Source organism: Curtobacterium sp. MCJR17_055, assembly GCF_003224335.1.
Lineage (GTDB): Bacteria > Actinomycetota > Actinomycetes > Actinomycetales > Microbacteriaceae > Curtobacterium.
Window position 1 is genome coordinate 280,813 of the sequence record NZ_QKLF01000005.1, and the last position, 12,343, is coordinate 293,155.

11 protein-coding genes are annotated in these 12,343 nt (G+C 71.7%); 3 read left to right on the forward strand and 8 right to left on the reverse strand.

The annotated features are described in order from the left end of the window. Nucleotides 1–30: 30 nt before the first annotated feature. From DEJ16_RS13210 to DEJ16_RS13230, 5 genes are all read right to left on the reverse strand, one after another. Nucleotides 31–1,800, reverse strand: coding sequence for a penicillin-binding protein 2 (locus tag DEJ16_RS13210; protein WP_110825269.1), 1,770 nt, complete (start codon nucleotides 1,798–1,800; stop codon nucleotides 31–33). A gap of 34 nt (nucleotides 1,801–1,834) precedes the next feature. Continuing rightward, nucleotides 1,835–2,533, reverse strand: coding sequence for a hypothetical protein (locus DEJ16_RS13215; protein ID WP_110825268.1), 699 nt, complete (start codon nucleotides 2,531–2,533; stop codon nucleotides 1,835–1,837). A 1-nt stretch (nucleotide 2,534) separates the two neighbouring features. Beyond that, nucleotides 2,535–3,488 (reverse strand): 16S rRNA (cytosine(1402)-N(4))-methyltransferase RsmH, encoded by a 954-nt coding sequence (gene rsmH / locus DEJ16_RS13220; RefSeq protein ID WP_110825267.1) that lies wholly within the window; start codon nucleotides 3,486–3,488, stop codon nucleotides 2,535–2,537. A 105-nt stretch (nucleotides 3,489–3,593) separates the two neighbouring features. Further along, nucleotides 3,594–4,025, reverse strand: coding sequence for a division/cell wall cluster transcriptional repressor MraZ (mraZ, locus tag DEJ16_RS13225; RefSeq protein WP_110825266.1), 432 nt, complete (start codon nucleotides 4,023–4,025; stop codon nucleotides 3,594–3,596). Between the two features lie 291 nt (nucleotides 4,026–4,316). Beyond that, nucleotides 4,317–4,718 carry a DUF3040 domain-containing protein gene (locus DEJ16_RS13230; protein ID WP_110825265.1) on the reverse strand — a complete coding sequence of 134 codons (402 nt, stop codon included), beginning with the start codon at nucleotides 4,716–4,718 and terminating at the stop codon, nucleotides 4,317–4,319. Between the two features lie 84 nt (nucleotides 4,719–4,802). On the opposite strand from DEJ16_RS13230, the gene DEJ16_RS13235 reads away from it, so the two are divergent. After that, a complete protein-coding gene (locus DEJ16_RS13235; protein WP_110825264.1) occupies nucleotides 4,803–5,921 on the forward strand; it encodes a polyprenyl synthetase family protein in 1,119 nt (372 codons plus the stop codon). Nucleotides 5,922–6,004: 83 nt separating this feature from the next. On the opposite strand, the gene DEJ16_RS13240 is transcribed toward DEJ16_RS13235, so the two are convergent. Then, complete coding sequence (locus DEJ16_RS13240; protein WP_258365978.1) at nucleotides 6,005–6,358, reverse strand: Rv2175c family DNA-binding protein; 354 nt, start codon at nucleotides 6,356–6,358, stop codon at nucleotides 6,005–6,007. 233 nt (nucleotides 6,359–6,591) lie between these two features. Here DEJ16_RS13240 and DEJ16_RS13245 point away from each other — a divergent pair, with 233 nt between their 5' ends. Further along, nucleotides 6,592–7,848 carry a LysM peptidoglycan-binding domain-containing protein gene (locus DEJ16_RS13245; protein WP_258365979.1) on the forward strand — a complete coding sequence of 419 codons (1,257 nt, stop codon included), beginning with the start codon at nucleotides 6,592–6,594 and terminating at the stop codon, nucleotides 7,846–7,848. Between the two features lie 113 nt (nucleotides 7,849–7,961). After that, a complete protein-coding gene (gene pknB / locus DEJ16_RS13250) occupies nucleotides 7,962–10,001 on the forward strand; it encodes a Stk1 family PASTA domain-containing Ser/Thr kinase (protein ID WP_110825509.1) in 2,040 nt (679 codons plus the stop codon). Between the two features lie 129 nt (nucleotides 10,002–10,130). On the opposite strand, the gene DEJ16_RS13255 is transcribed toward pknB, so the two are convergent. Both DEJ16_RS13255 and DEJ16_RS13260 read right to left on the reverse strand, forming a co-directional pair. Continuing rightward, nucleotides 10,131–11,474, reverse strand: coding sequence for a class II 3-deoxy-7-phosphoheptulonate synthase (locus DEJ16_RS13255; protein ID WP_110825508.1), 1,344 nt, complete (start codon nucleotides 11,472–11,474; stop codon nucleotides 10,131–10,133). Nucleotides 11,475–11,591: 117 nt separating this feature from the next. After that, nucleotides 11,592–12,317, reverse strand: a complete 726-nt coding sequence (locus tag DEJ16_RS13260) for a 1-acyl-sn-glycerol-3-phosphate acyltransferase (protein ID WP_110825262.1) — start codon at nucleotides 12,315–12,317, stop codon at nucleotides 11,592–11,594. Nucleotides 12,318–12,343 lie beyond the last annotated feature (26 nt).

The window sequence follows — 12,343 nt, forward strand, 5'->3', positions numbered from 1 at the left end:
TCCTTCTTCCTCACCACGTGGACAGTGCGGCTACCAGGTGGACGGGTAGGTCCGCGCCTCTGTCGTGGAGGGGGCGACTCGGTACTTCTCGAGCACCTGGGACATGAGTGTGCGGAACGCCGGAGCCGCTCCGCTCGACCACTTGGTGGTCTGCGGCTTCGTGAACGTCACCGTGACAACATACTGGGGGTCCTCGGCGGGTGCCATTCCGGCCACCGAGATCACACGCTCCGCGCCGTAGCCCTTCGCGCCGTCCGCGACCTCGGCCGTGCCGGTCTTCGCGGCGATGTTGTAGCCGGAGATCGGCTTCATGCCGACGAGTGTGCCGCCGGTGACGACGCTCTGCAGCATGTCGACCGTCTGCGACGCCGCCTGCTCGGAGACGACCCGCTTCTCCTGCACGTCGGGCGCGTCGATCGTCCTGCCGTCCGCGGTCTCGCAGCCCTTCACCATGTGGAGCGGGATCCGGACGCCGTCGTTGGCGAGGGTCTGGTAGACGCTCGACACCTGCATGGCGGTCGTGACGATGCCCTGTCCGAACATGGAGTTGATGTCGGTCTGCTGGTCCCACTGCGGGCTCGCGCCGTAGTCCATCGTCGGCTGGCCCGGGTAGTCGATGGCGGGCTCGGGCTCGAAGAGGCCGAAGTCGCGCATGACGTCGTACCGCTGCTGGGTCGACAGCTTCGCGCCGAGGTCGGTGATCCCGACGTTCGAGGAGTCGCGGAGGATGCCGGTGAGCGTCAGGTTCTCGGTCGGGTGGAACTCGGAGTCGTGGATGGTGCCGCCCCACGGGAACGTCCTGGAGTACGGCACCACGGCCTGCGTCGTCGGGGTCGCGAGCCCCTTGTCGATGAGCGCGGCGGCGATCGCGGCCTTGATCGTGGAGCCGGGCTCGTAGGCCGCGGTGAGGGCGCGCGAGCCGTACGCACCGGGGTCGGTCGTCGCGTCGACGTCGTTCGGGTCGACCGTCGGGTAGTCCGCGACGGCGAGCACCTCGCCCGTCTTCGCGTTGACGACGGTGGCGGTCGCCGACTCCGCCTTGAGCTGCTGTGCGGCGTCGGCGATGTCCTGTGACGCCATGTACTGCAGGTCGCTGTCGATGGTGGTGACGAGCGTGCCGCCGTCCTTGGCCCGCTTCTTCGTCACGGTGCTGCCCGGGAGCTGCACCCCGTCCTCGCCGCGCTCGTACGTCTCGGAGCCGTTCGTGCCGGCGAGGCACTTCTGGTACGCGAGCTCGAGGCCGGCCTGGGCGCCGTCCGTCCCCATGAAGCCGGTGATGTTGCCCGTCGCCGCGGCGGTCGGGTACGTCCGCGAAGCCTGCTGCTCCTTGTAGACCCAGGGGATGCCGAGCGCGGTGACCGCCTCGTAGTGCTTCACGTCGATGCCCTTGACCAGGTAGGCGAAGTCCGACTTCGGGTCGGCCGCGATGGCCGCCTGCATCTCGGCGACGTCGCCGCCCGACGCCTGCGCGACGGCGGCGAGTGCCTGCTCGACGGTGACGTCCTTGACGCGGCTGCCGCCGAGCTTCCCCTCGAACCCCTTGACCAACCGGGGCGAGGTCGTGATGTTGTACCGGACGACGCTCTCGGCGAGTGCGGTGCCGTCACGGTCGACGATCGAGCCCCGCGTGCCGTACAGGGTCACGGGGATGCTGCGCTTCGACTCGGCGGCCTTCGTGAGTTCCGCGGCCTGCACGACCTGGATGTCGACGAGGCGGACCACGAACACCGCCACGAGCGCGATGACGGCGAGCATCACGACGCTGTAGCGGAGGCGGCGGGAGCGGAGGGTCTTCGTCACGAGCGGCCTTTCCGGGATGGAGCTGCGCCCCGGGTCACCGGGTCGTGGGTGCCTGGAGCTGGTTCGGGTCGGACTCTACGGAGGACCCCGCGGAACCCTCGTCCGACGCGCTGGCCGCGCCGGTGTTCCCAGCGTCGGCGGCCGGTGCCGGAGCGGCGGCGGCCGGAGCGGCAGGGGCCTGGCTGCTGGCCGCCGGTGCCGTGTCCGAGGCGCCGGTCTCCTTGCTCGTGGCGGTGTCCCCGGCCTGGGCTGCGAGGGGGACGTCACCGAGCAGGGCGTTCGGGACCTGGTTCGCGGTGTTCCCCGTCGCTTCCTCCGGGGTCGCGGGCTTCGGCGTGCCGTACACCGTCCCCGTCTTCGGGTCGAGGTAGACCGGCGTCGAGTTCGCGATCATCCCGAGGGCCTGCGCGTTCCGGGCCAGGTTCTGTGGCGACTCGAGCACCTTGAGGTCCTCGGACAGGGACGCCTGGGTCCGCGTCAGCCCGGTCTGCTCGCTCTTCAGGGAGCTGAGCGTGTAGGCGCCCTGGCTGAGCGCCATGCTGATCCCGAGCTGCGCGAGGAGCAGGACGCCGAGCGCCGCGATGGCCACCACGGCGTAGGCCACCCGGGGGCGGGCACGCCGCTGCGCCTTCGTCGGGGTGACCTCGACGAGTTCCGGGCGGCGGTCGCGGTCCGGGCGCGGGGCACGCGACGGGGCGACGACAGGGTCGACGAGTGCGAGGTTCGTGCTCATGTCACTTCCGGATCCGCTCGGCCGCGCGCAGGCGCACGGGGGTGGCTCGGGGGTTGGCGGCGCGTTCCGCCTCGTCGGCCTGTTCCGCGCCCTTGACGACGAGGGTGAAGGTCGGCGCGTGCTCGGGGAGCTCCACCGGCAGGTCGGCCGGTGCGTTCGAGGTCGTGCGCTCGACGAGGGCCCGCTTCACGATGCGGTCCTCGAGGGACTGGTAGGACTCGACGACCAGGCGGCCGCCGACCCGGATGCGGTCGAGCGCGGCGGGGATCGCGCGCTCGAGGACGCTCAGTTCGGTGTTGACCTCGATCCGCAGCGCCTGGAAGACGCGCTTGGCCGGGTGCCCCTGGCGCTGGATCGCGACGGGGGTGGCGTCGTGGAGCACCTGCACGAGGTCGCCGGACATCGTGAAGGGCGTGGTCGCCCGGCGTTCGACGATCGCCTTGGCGTAGCGGCCGGCGAGCTTCTCCTCGCCGTAGCGCTGGAAGATCCGCCGGAGTTCGCGCTCGTCGTACTCGGCGAGGACCTCGGCCGCGGTGATGCCCTGCGTCCGGTCCATCCGCATGTCGAGCGGCGCGTCCTGGCTGTAGGCGAAGCCGCGCTCGGCCCGGTCGAGCTGGAGTGACGAGACGCCGAGGTCGAACAGGACCCCGTCGACCTCCGCGATGCCGAGCCCGTCGAGGGCGGCCGGGAGTTCGTCGTACACGGTGTGCACCAGGTGCACACGGTCGCCGAAACGAGCCAACCGCTCCCCCGCGATGCCGAGTGCGTCGGTGTCGCGGTCGAGGCCGACCAGGGTCAGGTCGGGGAACCGCTCGAGGAGGCCCGCCGAGTGTCCGCCCATGCCGAGCGTCGCGTCGACGACGACCTTGCCCGGACCCTCGAGGGTCGGGGTGAAGAGGTCGACGATGCGCTCGAGCATGACGGGGGTGTGCGGGAACCGTTCGGGTGTGCTCATCTGCGCCCCTGCCCTCCTGGGCCGCGGGTCCGGATCCCCATCCATGCGACCTGACACCGGGGAAGGTGTGTCAGGGCTTCACGGCTGGGAGTCCCGATCCACGGATCAGAAGATGCCCGGGATCACCTCCTCGTCGTTCTCGGCGAAGGCCTCTTCGGCCTCGGCGTAGTAGGCCTCCCATGCGCTGGTCGACCAGATCTCGGCACGGTCACCGCTGCCGATGACCGTCAGGTCCCGCTCGAGCCCCGCGTACTCGCGGAGGTTCTGCGGGATCGTGACGCGGTTCTGCTTGTCGGGCTGCTCCGCGCTCGCTCCGGAGAGGAACAGGCGCATGTAGTCACGAGTGCGCTTCGACGTCATCGGTGCCTGGCGGATCCGTTCGTGGAGTTCCTCGAAGGTCCTGGCACTGAAGACGACCACGCACCGCTCCTGGCCGCGGGTCATGACGAGTCCCCCGGACAGTTCGTCCCGGAACTTGGCGGGGAGGATCACGCGACCCTTCTCGTCGAGCTTCGGGGCATGGGTACCGAGCAGCACGTCGGGGCCTCCCCTCAGCTCCACTCGTCGTCGTCATCCCCCACGGTACTCCACTTCCCTCCACTCCGCTGTGCACACGCCCCACTGAGATGCCCCGGCACCCCTACTGGAGGTCTCCCGCGTGCGCCGACCACGCCCGCGCCCCCGGATCTGCGCGGATCGTGGCGTGACGGCCGCCGGTGGAGCGGAGTGGAGGGGAATCCCCGGGAAAAGGGTGCCGAGACCGCTCGGAGGGCACAGAAAAACGGGGCCGGCCTCGGAAGGCCGACCCCGTGGAGGGATGTGGAGGAGCTAGTCCTGCTGGTTGCGCTTGTCCCAGCGCTCGTTCATCCGGTCGATGAAGGAGCCGCCGGATGAACCCCGTGCGGGACGGGCCCCACCGCGGGCTCCTGGTCCGGACGACGCGGTCCGGGTCGGGCGAGCGGTCGGGGTACGACCACCGGGGCGCAGGGCGAAGAGGACCCCGCCGAGCATGACGACGAAGCCCAGCACGCCGATCAGGGGCTGCTTGATGACCAGGCCCAGCACGATCACCCCGACGCCGACGAGGCCGATCAGGACGCCGATCGTGATCGCGGTGTACGTCGGACGGCCCTGGCGGCGACTGACGCGCGCCACGAAGTCGGAGTCGTTCTGGTAGAGGCTCCGCTCCATCTCTTCGAGGAGTCGTTGCTCTTGCTCCGAGAGCGGCATCTTGGTTCCCTCTTGTTCCTGGGATCGACGCGGTGGAAGGGGTGGATCGATCTTACGACCGGGCCACCCACTAAGGTAAGGACCGTGGCTGAGAGTACGCGATTAGTGGACCTCGTCTCGGCGCGGATCGATCGGGCTCTCGACGAGCAGCGCGACCGCCTCGCGGCGATCAGTCCGGACCTGCTCCCCTTCGACAGGTTCGCGCGTGACCTGCTCGGCGGCGGCAAGCGCTTCCGCGCCCTGTTCTGCTACTGGGGCTGGCAGTCCGTCGCCGGACGCTCCGGCTCGTTCGACCCGCTGTCCGAGGGCTCCCGCCAGACGACCGCCGAGGCCGTCGTCACCGCCGCCGCCGCGCTCGAGGTCTTCCACGCCGCGGCCCTCGTGCACGACGACATCATGGACCGGTCGGACACCCGTCGCGGTCGTCCCGCCGCCCACCGCCGGTACGAGTCGCTCCACGCCGAGTCCGGCTGGGTCGGAGACCGCGCGCTCTACGGCACGAACGCGGCCCTGCTGCTCGGGGACCTGCTGCTCTCGCTGAGCGACGCCGTGTTCGACGAGGCCCTCGCCCTCCTCGACCCCGTCCGGGCGCGCATCGTGCGGCAGGAGTTCCACGCGATGCGGCTCGAGGTCACCGCCGGGCAGTACCTCGACATCCACGAGGAGACCGCCTGGCCGACCGTGGACGACGCCGAACAGCTCGTCCGCGCGCAGCGGGTGATCGTCTTCAAGTCCGCCAAGTACTCGGTGGAGGCACCGCTGCTCATCGGAGCGCTCATCGCCGGCGCGAGTGCGAACCAGCTCGACGGCCTGCGGTCCTTCGGTCTCCCCCTCGGCGTGGCCTACCAGCTGCGCGACGACATGCTCGGGGTCTTCGGTGACCCCGAGGTGACCGGCAAGCCCGCCGGCGACGACCTCCGCGAGGGCAAGCGCACCGTCCTCGTCGCCACCGCCCGCAAGGCCCTGCCGGTCGGTGCACGGCAGCTGCTCGACGAGCTCCTCGGTGACCCGGACCTCGACGACGACCAGGTGCAGATGCTCCGCGCGACGCTCACCGAGTCGGGTGCGGTCAGCGCGGTCGAACGCTCGATCGACCGGCACGTCCAGCGTGCCAAGGCCGCCCTCGACGCCGCACCGCTCACCCCTTCGGCGCGCGACCAGCTCGCGGCCCTCGCCGACACCGTCAGCAACCGCTCCGCCTGACCGGGCGCGCGCGGCACCGCAGACGGACGGGAGGCCCGGGTACCAGCTGGTACCCGGGCCTCCCGTCCGTCGGGCGGTCGCGTCTAGAGCAGTGCCTGGGCCGCGCGGCGCACTTCCGCCTTGCGGTTGGCGCGCAGGGCGGCGACGGGCGTCGTCCCCATCGCGTCGTCGTGCGTCAGCATCCACCGCACGGCCTCGTCGTCGGTGAGCCCGTTGTCGCCGAGGACGATGAGGGTGCCGCGCAACGCGGGCAGCGGCTCGGTGCCGTCGAGGAACTCGACGGGGACGCGGAGCACGCCGTCGACGCGGGCGGGGAGCAGCGTGCGCTCCTCGAACAGACGGTGGACACGGCCGGGGCTCACCCCCAGCAGGTCGACCAGGTCGGGCACGGTCAACCAGCGTTCGGACAGGGCGTCGTCTCCGGGAAGGGCACTCACGGGGACCATCGTGCCAGAGCCGGGCGGGCTCGCGCAGCACACCACGGCGGTGAACAGCGTCGTGTCGGGCGGCCGATTCCCCGCTGAGTCACAGCAGTCACACCCGCATCACCCGACTCTCTGGTTGACTTGGGACCACCGGCGTGTCAGCGTGTGGTCACCTGTGCGTGACGTGCGCGCACGGCCGCCAGAGCCACCCCGTGCCGACGACGTGCGGAGACAGGAGAACGACCGTGGACAGGGACACGACCGCAGACGAGGCAGCGCGCCGCATCCGCTCCGCCCGCTTCGCCACCATGCCGATCGTCCTGGCCGGCACGATCGCCGTGACCGCCGGGCTGACCGGACCGATCGCGCACGCCGAGCAGCGCCACGACGACGACACCGGGAAGCGTCACGTCGACGCGGACCGGGACGTCCACGTGGACCGGGACCTCGGGTCACGCCCGGTGTTCGCCACGGCCGTGGCGCGCCCCGCGACGCCGGTCGCCACCACCGTCGCCGCGACGCGCACCGCCGCGCCGACGACGTACACGGTGCAGCAGGGCGACACCGTCTCCGGCATCGCGGCCCGGTACGGCCTCTCCGCGCAGGAGATCCTCGTCCGCAACGGCCTCGGCTGGAACACGATCATCCACGCCGGGCAGACGCTCCGCCTCGCATCGACCCCGGTCGGCGCCGCGCAGTCCACGGCGTCCGGCACCGCGAGCTACCACGTCAAGCAGGGCGACACCGTCTCGGGGATCGCCGCCAAGGTCGGCGTCTCGACCGCCGCGCTCCTCACCGCGAACGAGCTGTCCCAGCGCAGCGTCATCTACCCGGGCCAGACCCTCCGCGTCCCCGCCGGCACCGCGAGCGCGACGAAGACCGCGACCACCGCCGGGCCCGTGGCACCGTCCGCCGGCCCGACCACGTCGTCGGCCGTCGTCCGCGGCGGCTCGGTCACGATCGGTGACGGCGACACCATCGCATCGGTCGCGACGACCCACGGCGTGTCCGTCGCGTCCCTGCTCGCCGCGAACGGTCTGACCTACACGAGCACGATCTACGCCGGCGGCACCCTGGTCCTCCCGACGAGCGGGGCGTCCCTGTCCAGCGAACAGCGCGCGAACGCGGCGACCATCGTCCGCGTCGGCCGGTCGCTCGGGGTGCCCGACCGCGGGCTCGTCATCGCGCTGGCGACGGCGATGCAGGAGTCGAGCCTCCGCAACCTCGCGCACGGCGACCGCGACTCGGTCGGGCTGTTCCAGCAGCGGCCGAGCCAGGGCTGGGGGACGCCCGCGCAGCTCCAGGACACCGTGTACGCCTCGGAGCTGTTCTTCGGCGGCTCGCGGAACCCCAACCCGGGTGTCACCCGGGGGCTCCTCGACGTCCCCGGCTGGTCGTCGATGAGCGTCACCGAGGCCGCCCAGGCCGTCCAGCTGTCCGCGTACCCGAAGGCCTACGCCCAGTGGGAGCAGTCGGCGGCCGCCTGGCTCCGCTCGCTCTGAGCCGGTCGTCCCCGGCCTGACTCCGATCCCCGGGTCATCCCTCCGGTCGAGATCGTGTAACGACCGGTGCGCCGGTGTGCTCGTCCGGTGCACCGCTTCGTAGAATGCCGCAGATGACCACGAACGCCGCCACGGACCCGATGATCGGTCGCATGATCGATCAGCGGTACCGCGTCCGCTCCCGCATCGCGCGGGGCGGCATGGCGACCGTGTACCTCGCCACCGACGTCCGCCTCGAGCGCCGCGTCGCCGTCAAGATCATGCACGGCCACCTCGCGGACGACCAGGCGTTCCGGGAGCGGTTCATCCAGGAGGCCCGTTCGGCCGCCCGCCTCTCCCACCCCAACCTCGTCGGCGTCTACGACCAGGGTGCCGAGGACGACTGCGTCTACATCGTCATGGAGTACATCCCGGGCATCACGCTCCGCGACCTCCTGCAGGAGCACCGCGCCCTCACGCCGGAGCAGGCGACCGACATCCTCCGGGCCGTCCTCGCCGGGCTGGCGTCCGCGCACCGCGCCGGGATCGTGCACCGCGACCTGAAGCCCGAGAACGTGCTGCTCGCCGACGACGGCCGGATCAAGCTCGGCGACTTCGGGCTCGCCCGGGCCACCACCGCGAACACGGCCACGGGTGCGGCCCTGCTCGGGACCATCGCGTACCTCTCCCCCGAACTCGTCACCCGTGGCGCCGCGGACTCGCGGAGCGACATCTACGCGCTCGGCATCATGCTCTACGAGATGCTCACCGGCGAGCAGCCCTACAAGGGCGAGCAGCCGATGCAGATCGCCTACCAGCACGCCAACGGCACCGTCCCGGCGCCGAGCGCCGCGCTGCCCGGCGTCCCGGCGGAGCTCGACGACCTCGTCGCCTGGGCCACCGCACGGGACCCCCGCGACCGACCCCGTGACGCCCGCGAGATGCTCGACCACATGGCCGGCGGGCAGCAGCGTGCCACCGGCCAGTACCGGACGGCCGTCCTCCGCCCCGAGAACGCGACCGCGATCCTCCCGTCGGGTGGCAGCGCCGGCGCAGCGACCTCCGGCGACGACGTCGAGGACGCGAGCGAACACGACACCACGGTGCTCGACCGCCGCGGGACGCAGGAGACCCCGCCGCGTCGGCCCGGCGGCCGATCGGCGCCCGGGCCGCGACGGACCGGCGCCGTCACCGCCGCGCTCTCCCCCGCCGGGCAGCGGCTCGCGGACAAGTCGGTCAAGCGGCGGAAGCGCGGGTGGATCGCCCTCGTGGTCGTGGTCGTCCTCGCGCTCGTCGGCGCGGGCATCGCCGCGTGGTACGGCCCCGGCCCCGGCGGCAACGTCCGGATCCCCGCCGTCGCCGGCAAGACCGTCCAGCAGGTGCGCCAGAGCCTCGAGTCGACCGGCCTGCGTGCCGCGGCCGCGACGACCAGCCGTCCCGACCTGTCCGTCGAGGCCGGCCTGGTCACCGCGACCCAGCCGCCCACGGACCGCGAGGTCCGGAAGGGCACGGCGGTCCGCATCGTCGTCTCGAGCGGCCCCCGCATGATCGCCCTCCCGGCGATCGTCGGTCAGTCCGTCTCCACCGCGCAGGCCGCCCTCGACGACGACTTCCGGCTGCAGGACCCGCGGTACGAGTTCTCCGCCGACGTGCCCGCCGACGCCGTGATCGCCGCGACCGGCCGGGACGGCTCCGGCGCCGTCGACCTGACCACGGTCGAGCACTACCCCGAACGCGGACCCGTGACCCTGACCGTCTCACTCGGAGCCGTCCCGGACGTCACCGGGAAGACCGTCGACGACGCCAGGGCCGCCCTCGCCGCCGTCGGCCTCGAACTCGGTGCCCAGACGCAGCAGTACAGCGAGGACGTCCCGACCGGCCAGGTCATGTCCGCGACGGTGACCGACGACCCGGCGGTGAAGGGCTCGGCCGTGGACGTCGTCGTCTCGCAGGGACCGGCGCCGATCGCCCTCCCCGACGTCTCCGGCGACACCGTCGACGAGGCGCGCTCGACGCTCGAGGCGCTCGGCCTCGAGGTCACCTACCCCGACTGCACGAACATCCTCTGCGGGTTCTACGACTGGGAGAGCAAGCTCCCCGTGCGCTCGACCGACCCGGCGCCGGGCACCACCGTGCACAAGGGCGACACCGTCACCCTGGCCTACGACCAGTAGCCCTCGGACGACCGGACGGCCGGGCGAACGGGAGGCCGGACGGACGGGAGGCCCGTCACCGGTCCGGTGTCGGGCCTCCTGTCCGTCAGCGGGGTGCGTCGGGGCGACCGCCGCTGGTGGCGGCGTCGATCAGCGCGCGACGGACGGGTGCGCGCGGAGCTCCTCGGCCACCAGGAAGGCGAGCTCGAGCGACTGCATGTGGTTGAGGCGCGGGTCGCAGAGCGACTCGTACCGGGTGGCGAGGGTCGCCTCGTCGATGTGCTCCGAGCCACCCAGGCACTCGGTGACGTCGTCGCCCGTGAGCTCGACGTGCATGCCGCCCGGGTACGTGCCGACCGCGCGGTGCACCTCGAAGAACCCGAGGACCTCGTCCACGACGTCGTCGAACCGGCGGGTCTTGTACCCGTTCGGCGTGGTGAGCCCGTTGCCGTGCATCGGGTCGGTCACCCAGAGCGGGTTCGCGTCCATGCCCTTGGCCGCCTCGAGCAGCTTCGGGAGCTCGTCGCGGATCCGGCCGGCACCCATCCGGGTGATGAAGGTCAGGCGGCCCGGCTCGCGCTCCGGGTCGAGCTTCTCGATGAGGGCCCGCATGTCGTCGACGCTCGTCGTCGGCCCGAGCTTGACGCCGATCGGGTTCCGCACGCGGGACAGGAAGTCGACGTGCGCCCCGTCGAGGTCGCGAGTGCGCTCCCCGATCCAGATGAAGTGGCCGGACGTGTCGTACGCCTGACCCGACCGGGAGTCGATCCGGGTCATCGGGCGCTCGTAGTCCATGAGCAGGCCCTCGTGCGAGGCGTAGAACTCGACGTGCTTGAGCGCCTCGAAGTCGGCGCCGCACGCGGCCATGAACTGGATGGCACGGTCGATCTCGGCCGCCAGGTTCTCGTACCGGGCGTTCGCCGGGTTCGCCGCGAAGCCCTTGTTCCACGAGTGCACCTGGCGCAGGTCGGCGAACCCGCCCTGCGTGAAGGCGCGGACGAGGTTCAGGGTGGACGCCGCCGTGTGGTAGCCCTGCACGAGCCGACGCGGGTCGGCCTGGCGGGACTCCGGGGTGAAGTCGTACCCGTTCACGATGTCACCGCGGTAGGCCGGCAGGGTGACGTCCCCCCGGGTCTCGAGGTCGCTCGACCGGGGCTTCGCGAACTGCCCGGCCATGCGGCCCATCTTGATGACCGGGGTCGACGCACCGTAGGTGAGCACGACGGCCATCTGCAGGATGGTCTTCACGCGGTCGCGGATCGAGTCCGCGGTGGCGCCGGCGAAGGTCTCGGCGCAGTCACCGCCCTGCAGCAGGAACGCCCTGCCCTGGGCGGCGGCGGCCAGGCGGTCGCGCAGCTGGTCGACCTCGCCCGCGAAGACGAGCGGCGGCAGCGTGGCGATCTCCGCGGAGGCGGCCTCGGCAGCGGCGGGGTCCGGCCAGGTCGGCTGCTGCTTGATCGGGAGCGTGCGCCAGTGGTCGAGCCCCGCGATCACGTCAGGGTCCTGCAGGGTGAGGGAGTCGATCGACTCGGACAAGGCTGCACCTCGGTGTTCTGGTCGCACGCGGCCGTCGCCGGGACGGCGTCCCGACGGTTGCGGGACTGTCCGAGCCTACCGTCCGGGTGTGACCCGACGCTCCCGCATGACGGTCTCCCGGGCGGTCGTCGCGCGCTCCTTGACGCTCGTCGCGTAGACGTCCTCGTACTGCTGCCGGCTCAGCCCGCGGAGCTCGTGCATGATCTCGTCCGTGACGCTGCGGAGGATGAAGCGGTCGGTCTCGAGTCCCTCGAAGCGGGAGAAGTCGAGCGGCTTGCCGAAGACGACGCCGACGCGCTTGAACTTCGGGAACTTCTGGCCGATCTGCTGGACCTCGCGGGTGCCGACCATCGCGACGGGCACGACGACGACCCGGCCCTCCAGGACCATCCGGGCGATGCCGGTCCGGCCGCGGTAGAGCTTGCCGTCCGGGCTGCGCGTGCCCTCCGGGTAGATGCCGAGCTGCTCGCCGCGGGCCAGGACCTGCAGCCCGGTGCGGAGCGAGGCCTCCGATGCCTTGCCGCCGGAGCGGTCGATGGGGAGCTGCCCGATCGCGTTGAAGAACGTCTTCGTCGCCCAGCCCTTCAGCCCGCGGCCGGTGAAGTAGTCGCTCTTCGCGAGGAACGACATCCGCCGGTCGAGCACAGCGGGGAGGATCACGGAGTCGATGAACGACACGTGGTTCGACGCGAAGATGACCGGCCCGGACCGCGGGACGTTCTCGCGGCCGATCACCCACGGCCGGAACAGCGTCAGGATGAGCGGGCCGAGCACGAAGTTCTTCAGCAGCCAGTAGAGCATCGTCGACTCCGTCGGGTGGGGTGTGG